The following is a 24,532-nucleotide window of genomic DNA, read 5'->3' on the forward strand; positions in this document are numbered from 1 at the left end:
CGGGTCTCAGCCGTCGCAGCCGCAGGAGCGGCGGACGACCAGGGCCGACGGGAAGAGCTTGACCCGCTCGCGGCGCGAGCCCGCGACGCGCAGACCGTCGTCCAGGACCAGGTCCACCGCCGCCCGCGCCATCGCCGGCCGGTCCGAGGAGATCGTGGTCAGCGGCGGGTCGGTGAGCGCCGCCTCCTTCACGTCGTCGAAGCCCGCGACCGCGAGCTCCGTGGGCACCTCGATGCGCAGCTCGCGCGCCGCCCGGAGCACACCGAAGGCCTGGTCGTCGGTGGAGCAGAAGATGGCCGGCGGCCTGTCCGGGCCCGCGAGCAGCTTGAGGGCGACCTGGTAGGCGTCGTAGCGGTTGTACGGGGCCTCGAAGAGCCGGCCCTCGATCGAGCGGCCGGCCTCCAGCATCGCGCGCCGCCAGCCCTCGACGTGGTCGGCGACCGGGTCGCCGACGGCGGGGGTGTTCGGGACGCCGCCGAGGCACGCCACGTACGGGTGGCCGTGCTCCAGGAGGTGCCGGGTGATGAGCTGGGCGCCGCCGATGTCGTCGGTGACGACGGCCACGTCGTCGATCGCCTCGGGCCGCTCGTGCAGCAGCACCACGCGCGCGTCCCAGGCCTCGATCTCGCTCGCGGCCTGCTCGCTCATGCCCTGGCTGACCAGGATCAGTCCGGAGACCCGCATCCCGAGGAAGGCGCGCAGGTAGTGGACCTCGCGCTCGGTGCGGTAGTCGGAGTTGCCGACGAGGACCATCTTCCCGCGCTCGGCGGCGGCCTGCTCGACCGCGTGCGCCATCTCGGCGAAGAACGGCTGCCGCGCGTCGGGGACGATCATGCCTATGAGATCGGTGCGCCGCGAGGCCATCGCCTGGGCCACCCGGTCGGGGCGGTACCCCAGCTCCTTGATGGCGGCGAGGACACGCTCGCGCGTGGCCGGGGCGACCGGCCGGGGTCCGTTGTTGATGACGTAGCTCACGACCGCGGTAGAAGTACCTGCCAGTCGAGCTACGTCATCCCGCGTCACCTTGGCCACGCGCGGCAGTCTACGCGGGGTGACCTACCTACCGGCAGGTCGCACTGTGGCGTCCGCCACGTTCCTGTCCTCCGAGGGGGTGACGTCGCCCGTGGCGTCCTTGACGCGGGCGTTCGTCCGGGCCTCCTCCTTGGCGCGTGCCTCCTCCGCCGCCCGCTCGACCTTCTCCGGGGTGACGAAGCGGTAGCCGACGTTGCGGACGGTGCCGATGAGCGACTCGTGCTCGGGGCCCAGCTTGGCCCGGAGGCGCCGCACATGGACGTCGACCGTCCGGGTACCGCCGAAGTAGTCGTACCCCCACACCTCCTGGAGGAGCTGTGCGCGGGTGAAGACCCGGCCCGGATGCTGCGCCAGGTACTTGAGCAGCTCGAACTCCTTGAAGGTCAGGTCCAGGACCCGGCCCTTGAGCTTCGCGCTGTACGTCGCCTCGTCGACCGACAGGTCGCCGTTGCGGATCTCCATGGGGGAGTCGTCGGCGACGATCTGCTGCCGGCCCATCGCGAGCCGGAGGCGTGCCTCGACCTCGGCCGGGCCCGCGGTGTCGAGGAGGACGTCGTCGATGCCCCAGTCGGCGGTGACGGCCGCGAGGCCGCCCTCGGTGACGACGAGGATCAGGGGACAGCCGGGCCCGGTGGACCGCAGCAGCTGGCAGAGCGAACGGACCTGCGGGAGGTCCCGTCGGCCGTCGACGAGGATGACGTCCGCGCCGGGGGTGTCCACGAGGGCGGGGCCCTCGGCCGGAGCCACCCGGACGTTGTGCAGCAGCAGACCGAGTGCGGGAAGCACCTCGGTCGACGGCTGGAGGGCGTTGGTGAGGAGCAGCAGTGAGCTCATCGCGCCCCACCTGCCGTCACTGGCGTCGGTCGGTCGTGCTTCGGTCGCTCGCTCATAACGTCGGTTCCTCCTCGGTCCCTGCGAGGACGTGCACTGCTTCGTACAAACACTGCTTCACGCAGATCACTGCGGGCTCTCGCGCCCTGAGAGCTTTTGTTCATGCGTCCGTAACAACGGTCGGAAAACGCAAAAGGACCCGGGGGCTGCGTCGCCCGGATCCTCTGCCCAGCAGAATAGCCCACATGAGTTCAGAGGGAGAGGGCGGATTTCACATGGTGGATGTCTCCCTGATCACTTCCGGATCCCGACGGGCCATGTTGCGTACCGATGACGGTGTCCGGATCGAGGCGGTTTACGAACCCTCCACCGCAAGTGTCACCGATACGGCCGTCGTCGTGGCGCACGGGTTCACCGGGTCGGCCGACCGGCCCGCCGTCCGGCGCGCCGCCCGGGCCTTCGCGGAGCGCGGCGCGGCCGTCGTCACCTTCTCCTTCCGCGGGCACGGCCGCTCCGGCGGCCTGTCCACCGTCGGCGACCGGGAGGTCCTCGACCTGTCCGCCGCCGTCCGCTGGGCCCGCCGCCTCGGCCACGCGCGCGTGGTGACGGTCGGCTTCTCCATGGGCGGGTCCGTGGTCCTGCGCCACGCGGCCCTCGACCGGGGGACGGAGGGACGGGCCGACGCGGTGGCCGCCGTCTCCGCGCCCGCCCGCTGGTACTACCGGGGTACGGCCCCGATGCGCCGCCTCCACTGGGTGGTCACCCGGCCGGAGGGCCGCCTCGTCGGCCGTTACGGGCTCCGCACCCGGATCGACCGGCGCGCCTGGGACCCCGTGCCCCTCTCGCCCGTGGAGGCCGTGCCGCTGATCGCGCCGACGCCGCTCCTGATCGTGCACGGCGACCGGGACGCGTACTTCCCGCTCGACCACCCCCGGATGCTCGCCGCGGCCGGTGACGCGGAGCTGTGGCTGGAGCCGGGCATGGGTCACGCCGAGAACGCCGCCGACGAGGAGCTGCTCACCCGTCTCGGGGGCTGGCTCACGCGCGCATAGCCCATGATGGGGAACGGCGCGCACACGAACGAAGGGAGCGCCGCTATGGCAGCGGGAACCATCCGCTACTGGGCCGCGGCCAAGGCCGCGGCCGGTGTCGCTGAGGAGCCGTACACCGCCGAGCACCTCGCGGAGGCGCTCGACGCCGTCCGCGCGAAGCACCCGGGCGAGCTCGTCCAGGTCCTCCGGCGGTGCTCGTTCCTGGTCGACGGTGACCCCGTCGGGACCCGGAGCCATGAGACGGTACGGCTTGCCGAGGGCGGCACGGTCGAGGTGCTCCCCCCGTTCGCAGGAGGGTGAACCCCAGAGCAATGAGCAACGACCAGTACTACGGCGGGCAGCAGTACGACCCGTACGCGAACGGGAACCAGGGCCAGGGCGGCCAGGGTGCGGAGAGTCCCGACGTCACCCAGACGTGGGAGGGCCAGACCTGGGACACCCAGTACCAGCCGGCCGTCTCGTACGAGCAGGTCCAGGCCGCGCAGGCCGCCCAGGCCTCCGGGGCGTACGAGGTGCGGGAGGCGGAGGCGTACGGGCAGCCGTACCAGCAGGGGCAGCCGCAGCAGTCGTACGAGCCGTACCCGTCGTACGGCACGCCCGTCGCGTCCTACGACGCCGAGCCGCAGCAGGCCCCGGCCCCCGCTCCCGCCCCGGCGGCCGCTCCGGTGGCCGGTCCGGCCGTGGGGGAGACGGGCCCCGCCTGGTCCTCGCCCAGCACCTCGGGGAACACCCGGATCACCGACGCCCAGCGGGCCCGCGCCGAAGGCCGCTCGCCGGTGATCGAGCCCGGGATGCAGCCCGCCGCGCTCACCGCCGTCCTCGGACTGCTGCTCGCCGGCGGCGCCGCCCTCGGCACGTACGGCCTGCTGGTCCCGCTCGTCCTGCTCCAGGGCCTCACCGCCGCCGGCTGGTTCCGGCTCAACGGCATGTGGCCCGCCCGGCAGGGCATCGCCCTCGCCTTCGCCGGCGGACTCGCCGCCGACGCCGCCCTGCTCGCCACCGGCCGCGAGCACGCGGCCGCCGCGATGCTCGGCACGCTCGGCGCCTGGGTGCTGCTCTGTCTCGTCCTCCAGCTGCGCAGCCACGCCGACCCCGACGAGCGGATGTACGGCCTGATGGCCACCGTGGTCTCGGCGGCCCTGACCGTCGTCGCCACCGGGCACCTCGGTGCCGCGTCCGACGCGGTGGTCGTCGGCGGGGTCGCCGTCGCCGCCACCGTCCTGGCCCGGGCCCTTCCGCTGCCCGGCCCGGTCTCCCTGGTCGCCGCGCTGCTCGCCTCCGCGGGGGCGGGGATCGCGGCGGGCGGCCTCACCGACCTGGGCACGTCCGGAGCGCTGCTCGGCCTCGGGGCCGGGGTCTGCGCGCTCGTCGGCCTGCGGGTGGCCAGCTACGACTACCCGTCCCGCTTCGTCCACATGACGGCCGGGGTCGCGCTGCCGCTGACGGCCGCGGCGCCCGCCGTGTACCTCCTCGGCAGGGCGCTGGCCTGACCCCGAGGCGCCCCTGACGCCGCCCCGATGCCGCCCCTGACCGGACCCTGGTCCGGGGCCGCGCGGGAACCAACCGGCCCCCCGGCACGTCGATCTTGGTGTCGGGGGGCCGGACATATTCATTTCCATCGGGGGGACACTCAGCCCATGCGAGCACTGCGGATTCTGTTGATCGTGGCCGTCGTGCTGGGCGGGGTCCTCGTCGGGATCGACCGGCTGGCCCTGGCCTACGCCGAGTCGGAGGCGTCGAGCCGGGTGAAGCTCTCGGCCGTCGACAGCGACTCGATCGAGGTCGACATCAAGGGCTTCCCGTTCCTCACCCAGGTCGCCGACAAGCGGTTCGACGAGGTCGACGTGAAGGCGACCGGTGTCTCGGCGACGGCGGGCAGCCGGCGCATCCGGGTCGGTGAGCTGACCATGGCGCTGCGGGACGTCACCGTGACCGGCGACTGGGCGGGGGCGAAGGCGGGCTCCGCGAGCGGGACCGCCCTCATCTCGTACGCGGACCTCACGGCCGCGTCCGACCGGGAGGCCACCGTGGCCTACGGCGAGAACGGCAAGGTGAAGGTGACCGGCGGGGTGACGATCATGGGTCGCACCCTGACCCGCACGGTCCTCTCGACCGTGACCGTCGTGAACGGCGACACCATCCGGGTCCGCGCCGACGAGGTGCCGGGCGAGGGCATCCCGGGCATCGAGGAACTGGTCCGCGCGCGGACCGACTTCGAGCGCCCGATCGGCGCGATCGCCGGCATGAAGGTGGAGAAGGTCGAGCCGAGGCCGGAGGGTCTGGCCGTCCTGGTGTCCGGCAGGGACATAGTCCTCGCGGGCTGACGGCACCCGCACGGCAGGGTCCGGGGAGCCTCCGAAGGCTCCGGGAACCCCCGCGCGTACTCGTAGGTCACATGCTGAGACGTCGCTGTCCGAACCGCAGATACGGCGCTGGCCGGAGGCCTGCGCGGGCCTCCGGAGCCCCTCCGTACGGTGATCACGTCTCGTATCTCGGACGATCGCGTCTCAAAATACGACACACCGGTGACACGGCCGCCTGTCCGTCCCTACGATCGAGGGCATGAAGCGACAGGCGGATCTCACGAAGCGGCGGGCAGTAGACCTGTGCCGCGTCGCCGCCATGCTCTGTCGCTCCGTCTGAGCGGGACTCACCACTCCCGTATTCCTCAGGCCCTCCCCCCGAGGTCAGGGCCGCCCTGTGTAGAGCCGTACGCACGTCCGCTGTCCGTACGCACGCGATGACGCGTACCGCACCACACCCGCACCACACCGCCGCACACTGCCCCGGAGGAGAACAGCATGGCTCGCAGCGACGTCCTGGTCGACGCGGACTGGGTCGAGGCCAACCTCGACAACCCGCAGGTCGCCATCGTCGAGGTCGACGAGGACACTTCGGCCTACGAGAAGAACCACATCCGCAACGCCATCCGGATCGACTGGACCCAGGATCTTCAGGACCCGGTCCGCCGTGACTTCATCGACCAGGAGGGCTTCGAGAAGCTCCTCTCGGCGAAGGGCATCGCGAACGACACCACGGTCGTCCTCTACGGCGGCAACAACAACTGGTTCGCCTCGTACGCCTACTGGTACTTCAAGCTCTACGGCCACCAGGACGTGAAGCTCCTCGACGGCGGCCGCAAGAAGTGGGAGCTCGACTCCCGCGACCTGGTCGACGGCTCCGAGGTGCCCGCCCGCCCGGCCACCGAGTACAAGGCCAAGGCCCAGGACTCCTCGATCCGTGCCTTCCGCGACGACGTCGTGGCCGCGATCGGCGCGCAGAACCTGGTCGACGTCCGCTCGCCCGACGAGTTCTCCGGCAAGCTGCTCGCCCCGGCGCACCTCCCGCAGGAGCAGTCGCAGCGCCCCGGCCACGTGCCGAGCGCCCGCAACATCCCGTGGTCGAAGAACGCCAACGACGACGGCACGTTCAAGTCGGACGACGAGCTCAAGGCCCTCTACGAGGCCGAGCAGGTCGACCTGGCGAAGGACACCATCGCCTACTGCCGCATCGGTGAGCGCTCCGCGCTGACCTGGTTCGTCCTGCACGAGCTGCTCGAGGTCACGAACGTCAAGAACTACGACGGCTCGTGGACCGAGTACGGCTCCCTCGTCGGCGTGCCGATCGAGCTCGGCGCCAACAAGTAATTCCCCGGACCCTCCCCTCCTCCGGACCCCTCGACCGTAAGGACAGAACGACATGTGTGGAGCGCAGCCCGGCGGCCCCGACGCCTCGACGATCAAGCCCGGTGAGACCACCATCCAGGGCTTCGTGACCAAGGACGGCGAGCCCGTCACCGGTTACGTCCGCCTCCTGGACTCGACCGGCGAGTTCACGGCCGAGGTCCCGACCTCCGCCACCGGCCAGTTCCGTTTCTACGCGGCCGAGGGCACCTGGACCGTCCGCGCCCTGGTCCCCGGCGGCACCGCCGACCGCCAGGTCGTGGCGCAGAAGGGTGGCCTCGCGGAGGTCGCCATCGCGGTGTGATCCCGCAACGCTGAACCGGCCGAAGGGCCGTGCCTCCTGGGGGGTTGGACGCCATTTCCAGGACTAGAGGCACGGCCCTTCGGTCCTTTTCTTCTCGCGGACGGCCGATGACGGGGGCCAGGCCCGGTCGTACGCTGAAGGTGTGTACGCACGACGTCGCCGCGTCTACTTCTGGATGATGGGCGCCTGCCTGGTCCTGTTCGTGGGCGCCTGGGCCGTCGTGCGGCTGTTCTCCATGCCGGTCGCGATCGGCATGTGCGTGGTCGCCATGCTCATCCCCCCGGTCGCCGCGATGGTCGCGAACCGCCGGGGCCCCGAGGACCGCTGGTGGGACGACCCGTCGGGCGACCCGACGTCGGACGAGTGGTGGGACGAACTCGACGGCAAGAAGCGCCGGGAGCGCTGAGGGGACGGATCCCGGTCAGTACACGAGGGCCTGCGTCCCGTCGACCAGCGCCTCCTGGACGAAGACCTGGGCGCCGGCGATGCGGACGCCGTCCAGGACGTCCTTCTCCGTGATCTCCCGCCGCGCCGCGCACTGGGTGCAGAGCGTGATCCGTCCGGCGGCCAGGATCGAGTCGATCAGGTCCGGCAGCGGCGCCGCGTGGGGGAGTTCGAACTCGGCGGCCCGGCCCGGGAGGGCGAACCACGAGGACTCGCCGGTCAGCCAGAGCGAGACCTCGACGCCGCTGGCGACGGCGACGGCGGCCACCGTGAAGGCCTGCGAGCAGCGTTCGGGGGCGTCGGCCCCTGCGGTCACCTTGATCACGAGCTTCTTCGCCATATGCCGAACTGTAATGCGCGGTGCTGCAACCTCATGCGCACCTCACGTGTCAGCTGGGTGCGCGGATAACGGAATCCGTGCTTCAGGTCTCGTGGGGGGACTCTTGAGCATCGAAGAAAGTATTCAAAATCCGGATACGGCACCGCCGCCGGGGCCGACGGCCGGCTCGGAAGCAGCACCTCCGGTCGACTCGCGGGACGCGGCACCGGATGTGTCTCCGGACACACCGCCGACCGCACCGCCGGTCACCCGGCCGCGCCGCCGCCCCCTCCGCACGGTCGGCCTGATAGCCGTCGCGGCCGTCCTCGGCCTGGTCGGCGGCACGGCGGTGGGCTACGGGATCCAGGCGGAACGGGAGCCGGTGCCGCTCCCGCCGCTGAACCAGCCCGGCCTGGCGTACCCGGCGAAGCCGCTCCCGAGGGGCCAGGAGCCGGATCCGCTGCCCGCCTCGGAGGACCTTCAGGCGAAGGCACAGGGCGACCTGCGGAAGCTGCTGCTGCCGAAGCCCGCGGGGGCACGGGCCGACGGTGAGGACGGGTGGGAGTCACTGTCCGAGTACGTGTCCGACTACAACTATCCGGCTCATGCGCTGGAATTCCAGCTTGAGCAAGGGATCCGGCGGGTGGCGAGCCGGTCATGGCGGACGGGCGAACACCGGCACGTCCAGGTCAGGCTCGTCCAGTACCGGGCCGGTGCCGGGATCGGCGCCTGGGAGCACGTACGGGACCAGCAGTCCATCGCGATGGGCGAGGAACGGTCCGGCTCCCTGGGCGAGCTGGTCCCGGGCTCCGAGGACGGCCGCTACTTCCTCTACCCGGTGGAGCGCGAGGCCGGATACCTGGACCTCTACCAGGCCCGTGCGTACGTCCAGCACGGAGACATCGCGATCGAGATCTTCATCTCCGACGCAAGCAAGATCGCCGAGAACGACATCCGTTCTCTGGCCGAGCGGCAGCTGGGGCGCCTGTGATCGAGAAGTCCGAGGGCCGCACGCGCCGGCTCCTGAAGAACGTCCTGACCGCCGTGCTCGTGCTCGGGACCGTCGGCGGCGGTGTCGCGTACACCGCCGTCACGGTCGACCGGGCCGATCGGACCGCCCCCACCACGGCATGGGCGGAGCCGGCCGTGACCGAGACCGCCGAAGACCCGGCTGCCGGCATCCTCCGGGGGCGGGCGTCCACCCCGCTGAGCAGGCTGCTCCTGCCCGTGCCTGAGGGCTATGTGCTCGGCGCCGACGTCGAGGGATACGGCAACGACGACGAACTGGCGGGCCGGCAGGCGGCGGCACTCCTCAAGCAGGCCGGCAAGGGCACCTACGGCAAGAAGCGCCGGGAGTACGAGAAGCGGGTCGACGGGCTCGGCATCCAGGGCATGGCGATGCGCTCGTACGCCACGGTCGAGAACGACCTCCAGGTGGAGGTGCTCGTCCTGCGCATGAAGGACAAGAAGCGGGTCCGCGAGTTCTTCGAGATGCGGAAGGACTTCTCCGAGCTTCTCGAGCTGCGCAAGGGGCCGAAGATCAAGGACCACGCCAAGAACGCGGCCTGCTACCTGGCTCCCGAGCCCAAGGGCGGCGACGAGGAGGAGCGGGAGGCCCGACTGCGGTCTCTCATGTGCTCGGCGTACGACGGCGAGGTCATGGTCACCGTCACGGCGTTCGGTGCCGGGCCCCTCGACCAGAAGGCCGTGGCGAACCTGGTGGAGAAGCAGCTCCGCCACATCGAGTCCCCGGGGGAGTACGTATGACCGAGCAGCTGACCCAGACGACCGCCGACGTGGTGGCGCCCGCTCCGACCCCGGAGCAGGCCACGGAGGCCCCCGTACCCGCCGCCCCCCGGCGGAACCGCCGTGTCCTGTGGGCCGTCGCCCGATGGACGGCCGCCGTCGTCGTGTGCGGCGGCGTCGGCACGGGCACCGCCATGGGGATCACCGTGCTCGACCGGAACGAGGTGCCGGGGCTCGCGACCGAGAGCGACGGTCGCTGGGAGTACCCGGTGCTCCGCCTCCCGGCGCTCCCGGCGGACCGTCCCCGCCCCTTCACCGAGGGCAACGAGGGCGAGATCCACTACGCCGACGTGCGCGAACTGCTGCTGCCCGCGCCGGTCGGCGCCACGCCCGACCCGAAGCTGAAGGGCGGGTTCGTGTCCACGGACGCGTACCTCTCGCTCTACGGCAAGGAGACCCGTGGCGAGCTGAAGCGGAGCCTGGCGGACTCCACCCTGCGGCACATCGCGGCCCGGGCCTGGACGACGCCGGACGGCACCCGTACCAGCGTCCATCTGCTCCGGTTCAGCTCGGTCGCCTACGCCGAGTCGTACAAGGACATGGCGCTGCAGGCGGACGCCGCGGACGGCCCGAAGGCGCTGCCGGACGGGGTCGAGGGCGTCGTCATGGAGAACTTCGCGGGCGACGTCGACGTGCCGGACACGAGCCTGTACGCCTACCGGGAGAAGAAGCCGTACGGACCCGAGCAGACCCGATGGGCGTACGTCCAGGCCGGAGACACGCTGGCGCTGATCACCCAGGTCCGCGAGGGCGAGGTGCTCACCGTGCCGTTCCAGCAGACGGTGACCCTGCAGAACCAGCTGCTCGGCTAGGGGGTGTCTTGCCGATCAGGCCGGGCTCGCGACGCCTGGCACCGCACCTCGCCGCGTTGTCGTCGGTCGACAACGCTCCGCGTTGCCTCCCTCCTCCGCCTTGCGAGGCACGGCACCAGACGCCGCTCCCTGATCCGGCCTGATCGACAAGACACCCCCTAGGCCTGCCGCGCGAGACCCACCTCACCGAGTGGGCCGGGCCCCCGCCCACTAAGCTGGGGTCCGGCCCGTTCCGCCTTCACCGCTCGTCGAGGAGCACCCTGTGATCATTTTCTTCGAAATCCTGCTGGTCCTGGTCGCCGTCGGCGTGCTCGCCTTCACCGGACTCGCTGTGAAGAAGCTGTACCAGGGTCAGCGCTAACCACTTCTAGAGAACGCCAGAGCTGCTCATGATCGAGATCCCGTCCGACCTCAACCCGGACCTCGTCCCCCTCGCGTTCCTGCTCGGTACGTGGGAGGGCGCGGGTGTCTCCGACTTCCCCGGCGCCGAGAAGTGCAACTTCGGCCAGTCCGTGACCTTCAGCCACGACGGCCGGGACTTCCTCCAGTACACGTCCCACTCGTGGGTCCTGGACAACGAGGGCAACAAGCTCCGTCCGCTGGAGAGCGAGAGCGGCTACTGGCGCATCGACAAGAACCGCAAGGTCGAGGTCGTCATGGTCCGTGACCAGGGCATCGTCGAGATCTGGTACGGCGAGCTCGCCGACCAGAAGCCGCAGATCGACCTGGCGACGGACGCCGTCGCCCGCACCGCGGCCTCGGGCCCGTACTCCGGCGGCAAGCGCCTGTACGGCTACGTGAAGAGCGACCTGATGTGGGTGGGCGAGAAGGCGACCCCCGAGGTCCCCCTGCGGCCGTACATGTCGGCGCACCTGAAGAAGGTCGTGACGCCGGAAGAGGTCGCGGAGATGGCCCGCAACCTCGGCGACCTGCCGGACGACGGCATCGCCTTCTTCCGCTAGACATCTGGGGGCGGCGCGCCGCGCCCTCCTACACTGGAGGGCGTGGTGAGCACCGACTGGAAAAGCGACCTGCGGCAGCGCGGCTATCGGCTGACGCCGCAGCGTCAGCTTGTCCTGGAGGCCGTCGACGCGCTGGAACACGCGACGCCCGACGACATCCTCGTCGAGGTCCGCAGGACCGCGTCGGGGGTGAACATCTCCACCGTCTACCGGACCCTGGAGCTCCTGGAGGAGCTCGGGCTCGTGAGCCACGCCCATCTGGGGCACGGGGCTCCGACGTATCACCTCGCCGACCGGCACCACCACCTGCACCTGGTCTGCCGGGACTGCTCCGGCGTGATCGAGGCGGACGTCGAGGTGGCCGCCGAGTTCACCGGGAAGCTCCGTGAGACCTTCGGGTTCGACACGGACATGAAGCACTTCGCGATCTTCGGGCGGTGCGGCGACTGCGCCGCGAAGGCCGCCGCGGACGGTGCCGGGAAGGCCGCCGACGCCGAGTCGTAGGCTTGCCGTATGCAGCGACCTTCCACGACCAGCCCCCTGCTGTCCCTGCCCGGTGCCGTCGCGGCCGAAGGCCGCGACGAAGGTGTCGCCGCGCACTACGGCGACCTGTTCCGCGAGCAGCGCTCTCTCGCCGACGGCCACGGTTTCGTCGACCTCTCCCACCGCGGTGTCGTCACCGTCACCGGTGACGACCGGCTGAGCTGGCTGCACCTGCTCCTCACCCAGCACATGACCGACCTGCCGCCCGGCCGGGCCACCGAGGCGCTCGTCCTCTCCGCGAACGGGCACATCGAGCACGCCCTGTACCTCGTCGACGACGGCGAGACGGTGTGGGCGCACGTCGAGCCGGGGACGCGGGGGGAGCTCCTCGCGTACCTGGAGTCGATGAAGTTCTTCTACCGGGTGGAGGTCGCCGACCGTACGGACGAGATCGCGGTCGTCCACCTCCCGGCCGGTTCCATCGCCGAGGTGCCCGAGGGCGTCGTCGTACGGGAGACCCCGCACGGCCGCGAGCTTTTCCTGCCCCGCGCGGACCTGGAGTCCTTCGCCGCCTCCCACGGGCCGGCCGCCGGGATGCTCGCGTACGAGGCGCTGCGCGTCGAGGCGCACCGGCCGCGGCTCGGCTGCGAGACCGACCACCGGACCATCCCGCACGAGGTCGGTCTCATCGGCAGCGCCGTCCACCTCCAGAAGGGCTGCTACCGGGGTCAGGAGACCGTCGCCCGGGTGCAGAACCTGGGGAAGCCGCCGCGCCGCCTGGTCTTCCTGCACCTGGACGGCAGCGAGGTGCTGCTGCCCGGGCACGGCACCCCGGTGCGGCTCGCGGCCGACGGGGAGGAGGGCCGGCAGCTCGGCTTCGTGACGACCTCCGTCCGCCACCACGAGCTGGGGCCGATCGCCCTCGCCCTGGTGAAGCGGAACGTGCCCGTGGACGCGCCGCTGATCGTCGGGACGACGGCGGCCGCGCAGGAGACCGTCGTCGAGCCGTAGGGCGTCACGGCCGAGCTGTAGGGCGTCATGGGCGGGGCCGGGTGTGGACCCGGCCCCGGTCGGACCCGGTCCCGGTCAGACCTCCACGAGCACCGTGAACGGGCCGTCGTTCGTGAGGGACACGCGCATGGACGCGCCGAACCGGCCCGTCTCCACATGGGCGCCCAGTCGCCGGAGCTGGGTGACCACCTCGTCCACGAGGGGTTCCGCCACCGGGCCCGGCGCGGCCGCGTTCCAGGTGGGGCGGCGGCCCTTGCGGGCGTCCCCGTAGAGCGTGAACTGAGAGATCACGAGCAGCGGCGCGTTCACGTCGGAGCACGACTTCTCGTCTCTCAGTACCCGGACGGACCAGAGCTTTCTGGCCAATTGGGCCGCCTTCTCGGGGGTGTCGTCATGGGTCACCCCCACCAGGACGCACAGCCCCTCGCCGCTGATCTCACCGACGGTCTCCCCTGCGACGACGACGCTCGCGCCGTCGACCCTCTGCACCACTGCACGCATGCGCCCCAACCTACCCAGCCACCCGTGGGCCGGAGGATGAGGGGCCGAACGGGTGCAGAGCGCCTGCACGCGCGCGTGCAGGAGTGGCACCATGCGTGTCAGGCGGTGCGGCTCCGCACCGGTCGAGGGGACGATTCTCATGAGTGCACCTGGCACCGGGCCGACGCCGTCCGGCCCCGTACCGCTGATCCGCGCAGGAACCAGGGGCGGTGGACCGGGCGGAGGCCCGGGCACGCGCCCGCCCGTACAACGGTCCGCCGAGCACGCCCTGCCCGATCGGACGCAGCCGGACCTCGGCGCGCTGCGGCTGCCGGAGCTGCGCGGGCTGCGCCGCGACGCGCAGAGCGACGAGGCCGACCTGAGCTACGTCCGGCGGATGCTGCAGGGCCGGATCGACATCCTGCGGGCCGAGCTGGCCCGGCGGACCGACCCGGAGACACCGGTCCTCGACCGGCTCTCCGAGATCCTCGCCGACGTACCCTCACGGCATCGCAGTTCGGCCCGGCACGTGACGCTGTCGACGCCGCGGAGCGAGGAGTACCGGCGGCTCGCGGCCGAGATGCTGTCGGAGGTCGAGCTGTCGGACCTGACGGCGCGGACGGACGACGAGCTGCACACGGCGATGGGGCGGCTCGCGGGGTACGAGCAGCAGATCTCCCGGCGCCGGCAGCATCTGCAGCGGACCGCCGACGACTGCAGCGCGGAGATCGCCCGCCGCTACCGGGAGGGCGAGGCCCAGGTCGACGACCTGCTGGCCTGACCCGGGAGGAGGAGAGCGCAGGTCGACGACCTGCCGCCCCGGGCTCGGAAGGCCCGGTGGAAACTCGCGTGCGGGGGCGTCGGAGCCGTGCGTAGGGTCGGGGGATGAGTGTCGACGTACGCACGGTGACGGAGTCCGAGTTCCCCGACTGGCAGCGGGCCCTGCGCACCGGGTTCCTCCGTCCGCCCGTCGTGTCCGACGAGGAGGTCGCCGACCGGCTGGCCAACGCCGACCTCGCGCGGACGCTCGGCGCCTTCGACCGGGACCGGGTCGTCGCCACCTTCCGGTCGTTCCGGCAGGAGGTCAGCACGGTCGGCGGAGGCAGTCTCACCGCCGACGCGATCAGCCAGGTCACCGTCTCCCCGACCCACCGCAGGCGCGGGCTGCTCGGCCGGATGATGGCCGCCGACCTGGCCGCCGCGAAGGAGCGGGGCGACGCGATCGCGACGCTGATCGCCGCCGAGTACCCGATCTACGGACGGTTCGGCTTCGGACCGGCGAGCTGGGCCACCGAGTGGAGCGTGGACGTGCGCAGGGCCGGGCTCGACCCGCGCCGCTCGGGCCGCCCGGAGGACGGCGGCCGGATCGACCTCACCGACGCCGGGGAGATACGCAAGGTCGGCCCCGAGGTGCACCGGCGTCTCGCCCGAGTCCGCGCCGGGGTCACCCACCGCACCACCCGCGACTGGGAGTACGGCACGGGCCTCGGCGCGCAGAGCGATCCGTGGCGGGAGCCGTTCTACGCGGTGTACCGCGCGGAGTCCGGCGAGGTCGAGGGGTACGTGTCCTACACGGCCGACGACAAGTGGGGCGACGCCAAGCAGCCGCTGAACACCGCGACCGTACGGGACCTGATCGCCGCCACCCCGGCCGCCGAGCGTGCCCTGTGGCACTACCTGTGCTCCATCGACTGGGTCGGCACCGTCCGCTCCGGCTACCGGGCGCCCGACGACCCGCTGCCGATGCTGCTGCCCGACCCGCGCGCCGCCAGGACGCTGACGTACGCGGACATGTTGTGGGTGCGGGTCCTGGACGCCGTCCGGGTCCTGGAGGGCAGGACGTACCCGGTGGCGGACACCCTGGTGCTCGATGTGCGGGACGGGGACGGGTTCGCCGGCGGGCGCCACCGGCTCGACGCCTCCCCCGAGGGCGTCTCCTGCTCGCCCACGACCTCGTCCGCCGACCTCGCCTTCGACATCGCCGAGCTGGGCACGCTCGCCTTCGGTGACGAGTCGGCGGTACGGCTCTGCCGGCTCGGCCGGGTCGAGGAGCTGACGGCGGGTGCCGCGGCCCGCGCCGACCTGCTGTTCCGTACGCCGCTGCGGCCGTTCTCGCCCGACATCTTCTGAGGCCTTGCCGGATGCCGGCCGTCAGCGGGTGCGGAGGCGGAAGAGGAAACCGGAGGCCGCGACGGCGGCCGCCAGCAGGGCGGCGCACCAACCGAGGGCGATCCAGGGCGAGTTACCGACGGCCTTGTCGAGCAGCAGGCCGCGCATCGACTCGATCAGCGGGGTCACCGGCTGGTGCTCGGCGAAGCCGTGCAGCCAGCTCGGCATGGTGTCGATGGGGACGAACGCGCTGCTCGGGTACGGCAGGAACATCATGAAGAAGGTGACCGCTCCGGCCGCCTCCGCCGTCCTGGTGACGAGCCCGACGGCCGCCGAGAGCCAGGACACGGCGGTGATGTAGGCCAGGAGCAGTCCGATCGCCGCGAGCCAGCCACCCGCCGTCGCGGTCGGGCGGAAGCCGATGAGGAAGGCGACTCCCAGGACGAGGGTGGTCGAGAGCGCGTTGCGGGTGACGGCGGCGGCCACGTGCCCGGCGAGGAACGGCGTCCCGCCGATGTCGAGGGTGCGGAAGCGGTCGACGACCCCGCGCCGCATGTCCTCGCTGACGGAGACGGCGGTGCCCGCCGCGCCGAACCCGGCGCAGAGGACGAGCACGCCGGGGACGACGTAGGTGACGTACCGGGTGCCGGTGTCGATGGCTCCGCCGAAGAAGTAGACGAAGACCAGCATCAGCATGATCGGCATCATCAACGAGGTGATGACCGCGTCGAGGTTGCGGCGGCTGAGCCGGATGCCGCGCCCGGCGAGGGTGCCGGCGGCGGTGAGGGGCCGGGCGGTGGTGAGGGGGCCGGCGGGGCCGGAGGTTCGCGCGGCGAGGGTGTCAGACATGGCTCGGCTCCTTGCCGGTGTCGGTGGTGGTCGGGTCGGTGTCTGTGGCTTTGGCGGTCGGGTCGGCGTTCGTGGTGGTCGGGCCGGTGTCTTCGGCGGTCGGGTCGTGGTCGGCGGTGAGGGTCAGGAAGACGTCGTCGAGCGTGGCCGTGTGCAGGGCGAAGCGGGTGATGTCGCGGCGCTCGGGGTCGAGGGCGTCGAGGAGCGCGCGGACGTGGGCGGCGCTGCCGTCGGTGGGGAGACCGAGCGTGCGGCTTCCCGGTTCGTGGGTCGCCGTGCGGTCCGCGCGGGCGGCGAGGCGCAGACAGCTCTCGTCGTCGGCGGCGACGAGGTCGAGCCGGTGGGCGGCGTAGCGGGCCTTGAGTTCGGCGGCGGTGCCCTCGGCGAGGGTGCGGCCCTTGCCGAGGACGGCGATCCGGTCGGCGAGGCGGTCGGCCTCCTCCAGGTACTGGGTGGTCAGGAAGACCGTCGTACCGCCGTCGGACAGTTCGCGGACCACCTGCCAGAGCTCCTGGCGGCTGCGCGGGTCGAGGCCGGTGGTCGGCTCGTCGAGGAACATCACCCGGGTCGCGCCGGGGTCGCGGACGAGACCGGCGGCGAGGTCGAGGCGCCGGCGCATGCCGCCCGAGTAGGTCCTGGTCAGTCGGGTGCCGGCCGCGGCGAGGCCGAAGCGTTCGAGGAGTTCGGCGGTGCGGCGGGTGGCCGCGGCACGGGACAGGCCGGAGAGGCGGGCCGCCGTCCACAGGTTCTCGGCGCCGGTCTGGGTCTCGTCGACGGCGGCGAACTGTCCGGTGAGGCTGATCGCGCGGCGTACCAGGGAGCGTTCGGTGACGACGTCGTGCCCGGCCACGCGCGCGTGGCCGGCGTCGGGCGCGGTGAGGGTGGCGAGGATGCGGACGGTGGTTGTCTTCCCGGCGCCGTTGGGGCCGAGGAGGGCGAAGACCGTGCCGTGGGGGACGTGGAGGTCGAGGGCGTCGAGGACGCGTACGTCTCCGTAGGACTTGGTCAGGCCGATGGCTTCGACGGCTGCGGGCATGACGGGCTCCTTTGGCTGGTGGGGGTGGGTGGCTCGGGGGACTGGGTGGCTCGGGAGGCTGGGTGGCTCGTGGCGACGGTCGGCTCGTGGCGACGGTCGGCTCGCTGGGTCGGATCGCGTGCCGGCGGCCGGTGGCAGCGCGAGGCGCCGTACTGCGTATGCCGTACGCGTTACTGTGTAAGGGTTACGCATTACTAGGATGGGCGTCAAGCGTGCGAGGTGGCCGGGAGGCGGCGGGTTATGGCGGACGGCGAGGGCGGCACGGGCCGCGGCGACGGCGGGTCCTTCCTGCCGCCGAGCATCGAGGCGGCCTGGGGCCTGCGGGAACGCCCCTCGAAGGGCCCCAAGCCCGGCCTGACCCTGGACCGGATCGTCGGCGCGGCCGTCTCCCTCGCCTCGGCCGAGGGGCTCGGCGCCGTCTCCATGGGGCGGGTCGCCAAGGAGCTCGGCGTCTCCCCGATGTCGCTCTACCGGTACGTCTCCGCCAAGAGCGAGCTGTACGTCCTGATGCAGGAGGCCGCGACCGGCGCCCCGCCCGCGCTCTTCCCGCCCGGCACCGGCTGGCGCGAGGCCCTGGAGTCCTGGGCGTGGGCGCTGCGCGAGGTCTACCACCGCAACCTCTGGATGCTGCGGCTCCCCGTCTCGGGACCGCCCGCGACCCCGAACCTGGTCGCCTGGTGGGAGAAGGCCCTCGTCGCCCTCGAAGGCACCGGCCTCGACGCGGGCGGCAAGATCTCGGTGACCCTGCTGCTCGGCGGCTTCGTCCGGAACGACGCCCTGGTCATGGCCGACCTCGCGGCCGTGATCGCCGCCGGCGACGCGAGCCCCGAGGAGGTCCTCGCCCGTTACGGCAGGACCCTGCGGCGGCTCGCCGACCCGGAGCGGTACCCGGAGGTGGCGCGACTCCTCGACTCGGGCGTGCTCGACGTCGCCGACGAGCCCGAGGCCGAGTTCCGCTTCGGCCTCGCCCGGACGCTCGACGGGATCGCGGTCCTGGTGGAAGGGCGTGCCTCATGACGCCGGACCGTGTCGGCGCGGACTCCGGTACGCCGATGCCCGCCGCCCGCCCCGGACTGCGCGAACGCAAGAAGGAGCGCACCCGTCAGGCGCTCTCGGACGCGGCCGTCGCCCTCTTCCTGGAGCGCGGCTTCGACGCGGTGTCGGTCGCGGAGGTCGCCGCGGCGGCCGAGGTCTCGAAGCCGACCCTCTTCCGGTACTTCCCCGCCAAGGAGGACCTGGTCCTCCACCGGTTCGCCGACCACGAGGACGAGTCGGCCCGCGTGGTGGCCGCCGGGCGCCGCGAGGGCGTCGCGCCGCTCGACGCGCTGTACGCGCATCTGCTCGACGGGCTCGCCCGGCGTGACCCGGTCACCGGGCTCTGCGACCATCCGGCGGTCCTGGCGTACCTGCGGCTCCTGTACGGCACGCCGGCCCTGGTCGCCCGCCTCCACGCGTACCGCGTGCGCTCGGAGGAGGCGCTCGCGGACGCGCTCGCCGCCGACGTGACCGGGGGTGCCGACCGGCTGGTCGCGCGGCTCGCCGCCGGGCAGATCGTGACCGTGCTGCGGGTCCTCGCGGAGGAGAACACGGCCCGGATCGCGGGCGGGGAGCCGGTCGAGGCCGTGGAGGCGGACGCGGTGGCGGCGGCGGAGAGGGCGTTCCGCGGGTTGCGGGAGGGGCTTCCGTACGGAGAGCGCGGCGGGACCTCCCGTACGAGCGCACGGAGAGAGCCGTAGACAAGTAAAAAATGTGACTCAGTAACGTTTTCCATTACGCTTGTCGGAATGACGTCACTGGACCTTGAGCTCGCCCGCGAACGCTCCCACCACGACGCCTGCCGCGCCGCCCTGACCCGGATGACCGAGGACGTCGCCGGACAGGTCGTCACCGGCGAGGACGTGGCCGCGTCCGGCGCCGACGCCGAAGCCCTCGGGTACCACCTCCGCAGCCGCGCCAAGGAGATGGGGGAGCAGCCGCCGGGGCCGCTGTTCTTCGGGCGTCTCGACCGCGAGGACGGCCAGACCCACCACATCGGCCGCCGCCGGATCGCCGAGGACCACGCCGCCCCGCCGCTCGTCGTCGACTGGCGCGCCCCCGTCTCCCGCGCCTACTACCAGGCGGGCGCCCACGACCCGCAGGGCGTCGTCCGGCGCCGACGCTTCGGCTGGGCCCCGTACAGCAGGGGCGCGTCGGAGGACCTGACCGCCCTGGAGGACGAACCCCTCACGGCCGGCGGGGCGGTGACGGCGAGCGCCCTGCTCGCGGGGGAGATCGAGCGCCCCCGGGTGGGGCCCATGCGGGACATCGCCGCCACCATCCAGCCCGAACAGGACGACCTCGTACGCTCCGACCCGGCCGCCTCCCTGTGCGTGCAGGGTGCGCCCGGCACCGGCAAGACCGCCGTCGGCCTGCACCGGGCCGCGTTCCTCCTCTACACCCATCCGCAGCGGATCCGCCGCTCCGGCCTCCTCGTCCTCGGTCCGCACCGCGCCTTCCTCGCGTACATCTCCGAGGTGCTGCCCTCGCTCGGCGAGACCGGAATCCGCCAGGCCACCCTCGACGAGGAGCTCGCCCGCCATCCCGTGCGGGCCGTGGACGGCGAGGCGGCGGCCCTGGTCAAGCACGACGCCCGGATGGCGGAGGTGCTGCGCCGCGCGCTGTACGGCAGGGTCGACCCGGCCCCGGCCGAGGACCTCGCCGTCCCCGACGGCCCGTACCACTGGCGGCTGCCGGCCGCCCTGCTCGCCGAGATCGTCGCGGCCGTACGGGAGGAGGCACCGCCCTACGCGACGGGCCGCGAGCGGGTCCGCGCCCGGGTCGTACGGGCCCTCCAGCTCCGCGCCGAGCGCCGGTCGGGGCCCATGGGCGCGGCCTGGGCGCGGCGGATCGAGCGGGCGCGGGCGGTGACCGCGTTCCTCGACGCCTGCTGGCCGAGGACCACCCCCGAGGAGGTGCTCGCGGAGGTGCTCACCGACCCTGCCGACCCCGCGCTGACGGAGACCGAGCGGGCGGCGATCCGCTGGGACCGGGCGCCGCGCTCGTACCGTTCGGCGCGCTGGACCGCCGCCGACCTCGTCCTCCTCGACGAGCTCGCCGGACTGATCGAGCGCCCCGAGAGTTACGGGCATGTCGTCGTCGACGAGGCCCAGGACCTCTCGCCCATGCAGTGCCGGGCCATCGCCCGGCGCACCGCCTTCGGCTCGCTCACCGTCCTCGGCGACCTCGCCCAGGGCACCACGCCGTGGGCCGCCCGCTCCTGGCCCGAGCAACTGGCCAACCTGGGCAAGGCGGAGGCGCCCGTGGTGCCGCTCACCCTCGGCTACCGGGTCCCGGCGGCGATCGTGGATCTCGCCAACCGGCTCCTTCCGCACCTGGGCGCCGACGTACCGGCGGGGCGGTCGGTCCGCGCGGACGGCGAGGTGACGGTCCACCGGACGACGGACCTCACCGCCGCGACCCGCGAGGCCGTGCGCGCCGCGCTCACGGCGGAGGGCTCGGTGGGCGTGATCACCACGGACGCCCTGGCCGGTCCCGTGGGCGACGCGGTCCGCGGCTGCGGGGCGGCGGACCGCGTGAGCGTGCTTCCGGCGTCGGTCGTCAAGGGCCTGGAGTTCGACCACGTCGTGGTGGTCGAACCGACCGCGATCGTGGCGGCCGAACCGAGGGGAGCGAACCGCCTGTACGTGGTGCTCACCCGGGCGGTGTCACGGCTGACGCTGGTGCACGCGGAGGAGCTTCCGGAGTGGCTCGGGCAGACACCGGGGCCGGGTTTGGGGTCGGCGGCGGTGTCCGGTGGGTGACGGGGCGGCTGCCAGTGGCCGCTGTGCCCCGGGGGTGCGTGCCGGTGGGCGTGTCTGCCGGGGGCGGCCCCGCCCCGTACCGTCGCGGCGGCCATCCCGGGTCCGCGGGCTCGCGGTGGCGTCCGCCCCCGTCAGGAGGAGCGCTTCCGGGGGCGTACGCCTCAGCGGGAGGCGAGGGTCTCGGCGGGCTCCCGCACCGCGGGTGTTTCCGGGTGGTGGGGTGCGGCCGGGCGGCGCAGGACGGTGAAGGCGACGGCCAGGGCGACGAGGAGGAGACCCGCCCCGACGCCGAAGGCCAGGTGGAACCCGCCGGTCAGGGCCTCGGCGGCCGGCCGGCCCGCCGCCGTGAGCGACTCGGTGCGAGTGGCGGCCAGGGTCGAGAGGACCGCGACGCCGAGGGCCATGCCGATCTGCTGGGTGGTGTTGAAGAGGCCGGAGGTGAGGCCCGCGTCCGCCTCGTCGGCGCCCGACATGGCGAGCGAGGTGAGGGCGGGCAGCGCGAGGCCGAAGCCGGCGGCGAGCAGCATCACGGGGAGCAGGTCGGTGACGTACGAGGCGTGGACGGGGACCCGGGCCAGCAGGCCGAGGACGCCGACGAGCAGGAGGAGGCCGGTGAGCAGGACGTTCCGCTCGCCGAAGCGGGCGATGAGGCGGGCGGAGACGCCGAGCGAGACGGCGCCGATGATCGCGGCCGCGGGCAGCATCGCGAGGCCGGTCTCCGCGGCCCCGTAGCCGAGGACCTTCTGCAGGTAGAGCGCGACGAGGATCTGGAAGGAGAAGAGCGCGGCGACCATCAGCATCTGGACGGCGTTGGCGCCGGAGACGCTGCGCGAGCGGAGGATCCGCAGCGGCATGAGCGGGTTCGCGGCCTTCGCCTGGCGGAGCAGGAACCCGGCGAGGAGGGCGAGCGCGAGGGCCCCGAGACCGAGGGTGTGCGCCGAACCGGCGCCGTACTCCTCGATCTTGACGACCGCGTAGATCCCGGCCATGAGACCGGTCGTGACGAGGGCCGCGCCGATGACGTCGGCGCCCGCCCTCATCCCCAGGCCGCGGTCGGAGGGGAGGGCGCGGAGGGCGACGAGGACGGTGGCGATGCCGATGGGCAGGTTGATGAAGAAGATCCAGTTCCAGGCGAGGGCGTCGGTGAGGACACCGCCGAGGACCTGGCCGAGGGAGGCGCCGGCGGCGCCGGTGAAGCTGAACACGGCGATGGCGCGGGCGCGTTCGCGGGGCACGGTGAAGAGGGTGACGAGGATGCCGAGGCCGACTGCCGAGGACATCGCGCTGCCGACGCCCTGGAGGAAGCGGGCGGCGATGAGGACGCCGGGGGAGGTGGCGACGCCGGCGAGGAGGGAGGCGGCGGTGAAGACGCCGGTGCCCGCGAGGAACATCCGCTTGCGGCCGATCAGGTCACCGAGGCGGCCGGCGAGGAGGAGGAGCGAACCGAAGGCGATCAGGTAGGCGTTGACGACCCAGCTGAGGCCGACCGGGGTGAAGCCGAGGTCGCTCTGGATGGCGGGCATGGCGACGGTGACGATGCTGCCGTCGAGGACCGTCATGAGCATGCCGGTGGCGAGGACGCCGAGGGCGAGCCGGGGGGAGAGTGCGGACATGGGGTCACTCCTGTTCGATGAGGGCAACAGGAGAGACGGTAGCAGAAGGTTTTGTTGCAGACTATTTTTTACGGAACTTCTTGGGGTGGGGTGAGGCGCTGGGCCGGGCTGGTCTGGAAGGGTCGGACATACTGATCGGCGGCATGCCAACAGAGGTGCCCCGCAAGGGGCTTGGGGGTGGACGGCGTGGACGTGCCGGAGCGCATCGGCGATTACGTCGTGGAGCGCGAGCTGGGCGCGGGCGGCATGGGGACGGTGTACCGGGCGCGGTCCCGGGGCGGACGTACCGTCGCCGTCAAGGTGGCCCGCCCCGAACTGGCCGCCGATCCGCATTTCCGTGCCCGGTTCCGCGCGGAGGTCGAGGCCGCCCGCAGGGTCGGCGGCTTCCATACCGCCCAGGTCGTCGACGCCGACCCGGACGCGGCGGCGCCCTGGCTGGCGACCGCCTACATCGCGGGGCCGACACTCTCCGGGATGCTCGCCGAGCGGGGTCCGATGGACGAGGCCTCGCTGCGGCAGCTCGGCGCGGCCCTCGCGGAGGCGCTCCAGGCCATCCACGCCTGCGGCCTGATCCACCGTGACCTCAAGCCGGGCAACATCATCATGGCCGACGACGGGCCGCGGGTGCTCGACTTCGGCATCGCCCGGGCCCTGGAGTCGACCCGGCTGACCTCCACCGGAGCGGCCTTCGGTACGCCCGGCTTCCTGGCTCCCGAGCAGGCTCAGGGGCTCGAAGTCGGCGGTGCCGCCGATGTGTTCGCGCTTGGCGCGGTGCTTGTCGCGGCGGCCGGTGGCACGGCCTTCGGGGAGGGCACGCCGATGGCGCTGATGTACCGGGCGGTGCACGAGCCGCCGGACCTGTCGGCCGTGCCCGAGGGGATGCGCCCGGCGGTCGCGGCCTGCCTGGCCAAGGATCCGGCGGGGAGGCCGACACCGCGAGAACTGCTGGACCTGTTCGCACCGGACGGTGCTCGGGAGCGGCCGGCCGGGGACATGGCGACTCCGCACCCACCGACGTCGGCTGGGGAGCCCCCGCCCGGGGAGACGGCCGCGCACCCGCCGACGTTGCCCGCCGCGCCGCCGGCCGACGACGGCATCGCCGGTGCGGAGACCGTCGCCGCCGCCCCGCGTGCCGAGCGCCCGCCCGAGGGCCAGGAGACGGACGCCGTACGGCCGGAGCGGCCGCGCCCCGCGCTGCTCGCCGCCTGGGCGGCCGGGACCCTGATCGTGCTCGGCGGCATCGCCTACGGCGTCTACGCCTCCGCGGGCCCGGACGACTCCTCCTTCCCCAAGGCCGTGTACGAGCTCACCAAGCCCGACACGGTGGTGGGCGGCGCCTACCAGCTCGACTACGACGCCTTCTCGTACACGAAGCCGCAACCGGACACCAGCGACGCGAGAGACGTGACGCACCACAGCTTCGAGTACGTCGGCACCGAGAAGTCCCCCGGGTTCAGGACGGTGGAGGTGTACGGCTCGCACGGGCGATTCAAGGAGCCGGAGGAGCGCCGGGACGGCCTGATCAGAGCCATGACGGTGACGGGCAGCGAGTACGTCTCCGATCCGCCGCGCACGATCCGCGTCCCCGGCTCCGACGTCGACTTCCGCTGTACGACGGTGGACCAGGAGACCGTGTGCGGCTGGGGCGACGACAACACCACCGTCGCGGTCGCGTTCACCCCGAGCAGGGAACTCGAACTGGCGGCGGCGGAGACCAGCGAGATACGCGACGACCTGCGCAAGCCGATCGCGACCTCGGGGACGCCCTCGTCGGCGCCCTAGGGCGTGTCCGGAAAGTCGGTGGCTCGTTGCTCCGTTCGTGGTGCGTAGACATGAACTTACGGATGAGTCGTGGGCGTTGATCGCTCCGCTGCTGGCTCCGGGCCGGATGGGCCGGCCTGTGCGG

The 24,532-nt window shown here is 72.6% G+C and carries 26 protein-coding genes and 1 pseudogene; 20 read left to right on the top strand and 7 right to left on the bottom strand.

The window, feature by feature from the left end:
• Positions 1-6: 6 nt before the first annotated feature.
• Together ACZ4VK_RS35045 and ACZ4VK_RS35050 are read right to left on the bottom strand one after the other, a co-directional pair.
• Entirely contained in the window at positions 7-1,032 is a 1,026-nt protein-coding gene (locus ACZ4VK_RS35045) for a LacI family DNA-binding transcriptional regulator (RefSeq protein WP_468361488.1), read from the bottom strand.
• 24 nt (positions 1,033-1,056) lie between these two features.
• Entirely contained in the window at positions 1,057-1,866 is an 810-nt protein-coding gene (locus tag ACZ4VK_RS35050; RefSeq protein ID WP_468361491.1) for a response regulator transcription factor, read from the bottom strand.
• Positions 1,867-2,108: 242 nt separating this feature from the next.
• On the opposite strand from ACZ4VK_RS35050, the gene ACZ4VK_RS35055 reads away from it, so the two are divergent.
• From ACZ4VK_RS35055 to ACZ4VK_RS35090, 8 genes and pseudogenes are all read left to right on the top strand, one after another.
• A complete protein-coding gene (locus ACZ4VK_RS35055; protein WP_468361494.1) occupies positions 2,109-2,915 on the top strand; it encodes an alpha/beta hydrolase in 807 nt (268 codons plus the stop codon).
• Between the two features lie 45 nt (positions 2,916-2,960).
• Positions 2,961-3,215, top strand: coding sequence for a MoaD/ThiS family protein (locus tag ACZ4VK_RS35060; RefSeq protein WP_056553551.1), 255 nt, complete (start codon positions 2,961-2,963; stop codon positions 3,213-3,215).
• Between the two features lie 11 nt (positions 3,216-3,226).
• A complete protein-coding gene (locus tag ACZ4VK_RS35065) occupies positions 3,227-4,405 on the top strand; it encodes a hypothetical protein (RefSeq protein ID WP_468361497.1) in 1,179 nt (392 codons plus the stop codon).
• A gap of 147 nt (positions 4,406-4,552) precedes the next feature.
• Positions 4,553-5,239, top strand: coding sequence for an LmeA family phospholipid-binding protein (locus ACZ4VK_RS35070; protein ID WP_468361500.1), 687 nt, complete (start codon positions 4,553-4,555; stop codon positions 5,237-5,239).
• Between the two features lie 238 nt (positions 5,240-5,477).
• On the top strand, positions 5,478-5,558 hold the full coding sequence (locus tag ACZ4VK_RS35075) for a putative leader peptide (protein WP_350497993.1): 81 nt from the start codon (positions 5,478-5,480) through the stop codon (positions 5,556-5,558).
• A gap of 158 nt (positions 5,559-5,716) precedes the next feature.
• A complete protein-coding gene (locus ACZ4VK_RS35080) occupies positions 5,717-6,562 on the top strand; it encodes a sulfurtransferase (protein ID WP_384111491.1) in 846 nt (281 codons plus the stop codon).
• 52 nt (positions 6,563-6,614) lie between these two features.
• The gene (locus ACZ4VK_RS35085; RefSeq protein ID WP_017242395.1) at positions 6,615-6,902 is read left to right on the top strand and encodes a DUF1416 domain-containing protein; all 288 of its coding nucleotides are present in this window, start codon (positions 6,615-6,617) and stop codon (positions 6,900-6,902) included.
• 130 nt (positions 6,903-7,032) lie between these two features.
• Positions 7,033-7,308: pseudogene (locus ACZ4VK_RS35090) on the top strand (DUF3099 domain-containing protein); the annotation flags it as partial.
• Positions 7,309-7,323: 15 nt separating this feature from the next.
• Here the strand turns inward: ACZ4VK_RS35090 and ACZ4VK_RS35095 are convergent.
• On the bottom strand, positions 7,324-7,686 hold the full coding sequence (locus tag ACZ4VK_RS35095; protein ID WP_468361504.1) for a DsrE family protein: 363 nt from the start codon (positions 7,684-7,686) through the stop codon (positions 7,324-7,326).
• A gap of 211 nt (positions 7,687-7,897) precedes the next feature.
• Between ACZ4VK_RS35095 and ACZ4VK_RS35100 the strand changes: the two genes are divergently transcribed.
• The 6 genes from ACZ4VK_RS35100 (at position 7,898) to ygfZ (ending at position 12,739) form a co-directional block, all read left to right on the top strand.
• Positions 7,898-8,656 carry a hypothetical protein gene (locus ACZ4VK_RS35100; protein ID WP_468361507.1) on the top strand — a complete coding sequence of 253 codons (759 nt, stop codon included), beginning with the start codon at positions 7,898-7,900 and terminating at the stop codon, positions 8,654-8,656.
• Positions 8,653-9,432, top strand: coding sequence for a hypothetical protein (locus tag ACZ4VK_RS35105; protein ID WP_468361510.1), 780 nt, complete (start codon positions 8,653-8,655; stop codon positions 9,430-9,432). The genes ACZ4VK_RS35100 and ACZ4VK_RS35105 overlap by 4 nt, the downstream gene beginning before the upstream one ends.
• Positions 9,429-10,283 carry a hypothetical protein gene (locus ACZ4VK_RS35110; RefSeq protein ID WP_468361513.1) on the top strand — a complete coding sequence of 285 codons (855 nt, stop codon included), beginning with the start codon at positions 9,429-9,431 and terminating at the stop codon, positions 10,281-10,283. Before ACZ4VK_RS35105 ends, ACZ4VK_RS35110 begins: the two co-directional genes overlap by 4 nt.
• Positions 10,284-10,672: 389 nt before the next feature.
• Positions 10,673-11,245, top strand: coding sequence for a heme-binding beta-barrel domain-containing protein (locus tag ACZ4VK_RS35115; RefSeq protein WP_468361516.1), 573 nt, complete (start codon positions 10,673-10,675; stop codon positions 11,243-11,245).
• Positions 11,246-11,287: 42 nt separating this feature from the next.
• A complete protein-coding gene (locus tag ACZ4VK_RS35120) occupies positions 11,288-11,749 on the top strand; it encodes a Fur family transcriptional regulator (protein WP_468361519.1) in 462 nt (153 codons plus the stop codon).
• 9 nt (positions 11,750-11,758) lie between these two features.
• Positions 11,759-12,739, top strand: coding sequence for a CAF17-like 4Fe-4S cluster assembly/insertion protein YgfZ (gene ygfZ / locus ACZ4VK_RS35125; protein ID WP_468361522.1), 981 nt, complete (start codon positions 11,759-11,761; stop codon positions 12,737-12,739).
• Positions 12,740-12,814: 75 nt separating this feature from the next.
• Here the strand turns inward: ygfZ and dtd are convergent, their stop codons facing one another.
• Entirely contained in the window at positions 12,815-13,240 is a 426-nt protein-coding gene (gene dtd, locus ACZ4VK_RS35130) for a D-aminoacyl-tRNA deacylase (RefSeq protein WP_468361525.1), read from the bottom strand.
• Positions 13,241-13,379: 139 nt separating this feature from the next.
• Here dtd and ACZ4VK_RS35135 point away from each other — a divergent pair, with 139 nt between their 5' ends.
• Together ACZ4VK_RS35135 and ACZ4VK_RS35140 are read left to right on the top strand one after the other, a co-directional pair.
• Positions 13,380-14,000: an RsiG family protein gene (locus ACZ4VK_RS35135; protein WP_468361528.1), complete on the top strand. Its 621-nt coding sequence runs from the start codon at positions 13,380-13,382 to the stop codon at positions 13,998-14,000.
• A gap of 104 nt (positions 14,001-14,104) precedes the next feature.
• Positions 14,105-15,349 carry a GNAT family N-acetyltransferase gene (locus ACZ4VK_RS35140; RefSeq protein ID WP_468361532.1) on the top strand — a complete coding sequence of 415 codons (1,245 nt, stop codon included), beginning with the start codon at positions 14,105-14,107 and terminating at the stop codon, positions 15,347-15,349.
• A gap of 21 nt (positions 15,350-15,370) precedes the next feature.
• Here ACZ4VK_RS35140 and ACZ4VK_RS35145 read toward each other — a convergent pair whose 3' ends face one another.
• Together ACZ4VK_RS35145 and ACZ4VK_RS35150 are read right to left on the bottom strand one after the other, a co-directional pair.
• Complete coding sequence (locus tag ACZ4VK_RS35145) at positions 15,371-16,177, bottom strand: ABC transporter permease (RefSeq protein WP_468361535.1); 807 nt, start codon at positions 16,175-16,177, stop codon at positions 15,371-15,373.
• Positions 16,170-17,213: an ATP-binding cassette domain-containing protein gene (locus ACZ4VK_RS35150; RefSeq protein ID WP_468361538.1), complete on the bottom strand. Its 1,044-nt coding sequence runs from the start codon at positions 17,211-17,213 to the stop codon at positions 16,170-16,172. The genes ACZ4VK_RS35145 and ACZ4VK_RS35150 overlap by 8 nt, the downstream gene beginning before the upstream one ends.
• 240 nt (positions 17,214-17,453) lie before the next feature.
• Here ACZ4VK_RS35150 and ACZ4VK_RS35155 point away from each other — a divergent pair, with 240 nt between their 5' ends.
• From ACZ4VK_RS35155 to ACZ4VK_RS35165, 3 genes are read left to right on the top strand one after another with little or no spacing between them, the layout of a single operon-like run.
• Positions 17,454-18,230 carry a TetR/AcrR family transcriptional regulator gene (locus ACZ4VK_RS35155; protein ID WP_468361541.1) on the top strand — a complete coding sequence of 259 codons (777 nt, stop codon included), beginning with the start codon at positions 17,454-17,456 and terminating at the stop codon, positions 18,228-18,230.
• Positions 18,227-18,949 carry a TetR family transcriptional regulator gene (locus tag ACZ4VK_RS35160; protein ID WP_468361544.1) on the top strand — a complete coding sequence of 241 codons (723 nt, stop codon included), beginning with the start codon at positions 18,227-18,229 and terminating at the stop codon, positions 18,947-18,949. The genes ACZ4VK_RS35155 and ACZ4VK_RS35160 overlap by 4 nt, the downstream gene beginning before the upstream one ends.
• A 48-nt stretch (positions 18,950-18,997) precedes the next feature.
• Positions 18,998-21,013 (top strand): HelD family protein, encoded by a 2,016-nt coding sequence (locus ACZ4VK_RS35165; protein WP_468361546.1) that lies wholly within the window; start codon positions 18,998-19,000, stop codon positions 21,011-21,013.
• A 161-nt stretch (positions 21,014-21,174) separates the two neighbouring features.
• Here the strand turns inward: ACZ4VK_RS35165 and ACZ4VK_RS35170 are convergent, their stop codons facing one another.
• Complete coding sequence (locus ACZ4VK_RS35170; protein WP_468361550.1) at positions 21,175-22,626, bottom strand: MFS transporter; 1,452 nt, start codon at positions 22,624-22,626, stop codon at positions 21,175-21,177.
• Positions 22,627-22,803: 177 nt separating this feature from the next.
• Between ACZ4VK_RS35170 and ACZ4VK_RS35175 the strand changes: the two genes are divergently transcribed.
• Positions 22,804-24,408 (top strand): serine/threonine-protein kinase, encoded by a 1,605-nt coding sequence (locus ACZ4VK_RS35175; protein ID WP_468361553.1) that lies wholly within the window; start codon positions 22,804-22,806, stop codon positions 24,406-24,408.
• Positions 24,409-24,532: the final 124 nt, after the last annotated feature.

This window comes from Streptomyces sp. NPDC028711, from assembly GCF_055565415.1.

What these genes read in the sequence shown, in the direction of transcription:
- ACZ4VK_RS35145 (WP_468361535.1), bottom strand. Translation starts at nt 16,177, where the DNA reads ATGTCTGACACCCTCGCCGCGCGAACCTCCGGCCCCGCCGGCCCCCTC.
- ACZ4VK_RS35065 (WP_468361497.1), top strand. Translation starts at nt 3,227, where the DNA reads ATGAGCAACGACCAGTACTACGGCGGGCAGCAGTACGACCCGTACGCG.
- ACZ4VK_RS35080 (WP_384111491.1), top strand. Translation starts at nt 5,717, where the DNA reads ATGGCTCGCAGCGACGTCCTGGTCGACGCGGACTGGGTCGAGGCCAAC.
- ACZ4VK_RS35075 (WP_350497993.1), top strand. Translation starts at nt 5,478, where the DNA reads ATGAAGCGACAGGCGGATCTCACGAAGCGGCGGGCAGTAGACCTGTGC.
- ACZ4VK_RS35070 (WP_468361500.1), top strand. Translation starts at nt 4,553, where the DNA reads ATGCGAGCACTGCGGATTCTGTTGATCGTGGCCGTCGTGCTGGGCGGG.
- ACZ4VK_RS35115 (WP_468361516.1), top strand. Translation starts at nt 10,673, where the DNA reads ATGATCGAGATCCCGTCCGACCTCAACCCGGACCTCGTCCCCCTCGCG.
- ACZ4VK_RS35170 (WP_468361550.1), bottom strand. Translation starts at nt 22,626, where the DNA reads ATGTCCGCACTCTCCCCCCGGCTCGCCCTCGGCGTCCTCGCCACCGGC.
- ACZ4VK_RS35060 (WP_056553551.1), top strand. Translation starts at nt 2,961, where the DNA reads ATGGCAGCGGGAACCATCCGCTACTGGGCCGCGGCCAAGGCCGCGGCC.
- ACZ4VK_RS35110 (WP_468361513.1), top strand. Translation starts at nt 9,429, where the DNA reads ATGACCGAGCAGCTGACCCAGACGACCGCCGACGTGGTGGCGCCCGCT.
- dtd (WP_468361525.1), bottom strand. Translation starts at nt 13,240, where the DNA reads ATGCGTGCAGTGGTGCAGAGGGTCGACGGCGCGAGCGTCGTCGTCGCA.
- ACZ4VK_RS35160 (WP_468361544.1), top strand. Translation starts at nt 18,227, where the DNA reads ATGACGCCGGACCGTGTCGGCGCGGACTCCGGTACGCCGATGCCCGCC.
- ACZ4VK_RS35140 (WP_468361532.1), top strand. Translation starts at nt 14,105, where the DNA reads ATGAGTGTCGACGTACGCACGGTGACGGAGTCCGAGTTCCCCGACTGG.
- ACZ4VK_RS35135 (WP_468361528.1), top strand. Translation starts at nt 13,380, where the DNA reads ATGAGTGCACCTGGCACCGGGCCGACGCCGTCCGGCCCCGTACCGCTG.
- ACZ4VK_RS35055 (WP_468361494.1), top strand. Translation starts at nt 2,109, where the DNA reads ATGAGTTCAGAGGGAGAGGGCGGATTTCACATGGTGGATGTCTCCCTG.
- ACZ4VK_RS35085 (WP_017242395.1), top strand. Translation starts at nt 6,615, where the DNA reads ATGTGTGGAGCGCAGCCCGGCGGCCCCGACGCCTCGACGATCAAGCCC.
- ACZ4VK_RS35095 (WP_468361504.1), bottom strand. Translation starts at nt 7,686, where the DNA reads ATGGCGAAGAAGCTCGTGATCAAGGTGACCGCAGGGGCCGACGCCCCC.
- ACZ4VK_RS35050 (WP_468361491.1), bottom strand. Translation starts at nt 1,866, where the DNA reads ATGAGCTCACTGCTGCTCCTCACCAACGCCCTCCAGCCGTCGACCGAG.
- ACZ4VK_RS35165 (WP_468361546.1), top strand. Translation starts at nt 18,998, where the DNA reads ATGACGTCACTGGACCTTGAGCTCGCCCGCGAACGCTCCCACCACGAC.
- ACZ4VK_RS35150 (WP_468361538.1), bottom strand. Translation starts at nt 17,213, where the DNA reads ATGCCCGCAGCCGTCGAAGCCATCGGCCTGACCAAGTCCTACGGAGAC.
- ygfZ (WP_468361522.1), top strand. Translation starts at nt 11,759, where the DNA reads ATGCAGCGACCTTCCACGACCAGCCCCCTGCTGTCCCTGCCCGGTGCC.
- ACZ4VK_RS35155 (WP_468361541.1), top strand. Translation starts at nt 17,454, where the DNA reads ATGGCGGACGGCGAGGGCGGCACGGGCCGCGGCGACGGCGGGTCCTTC.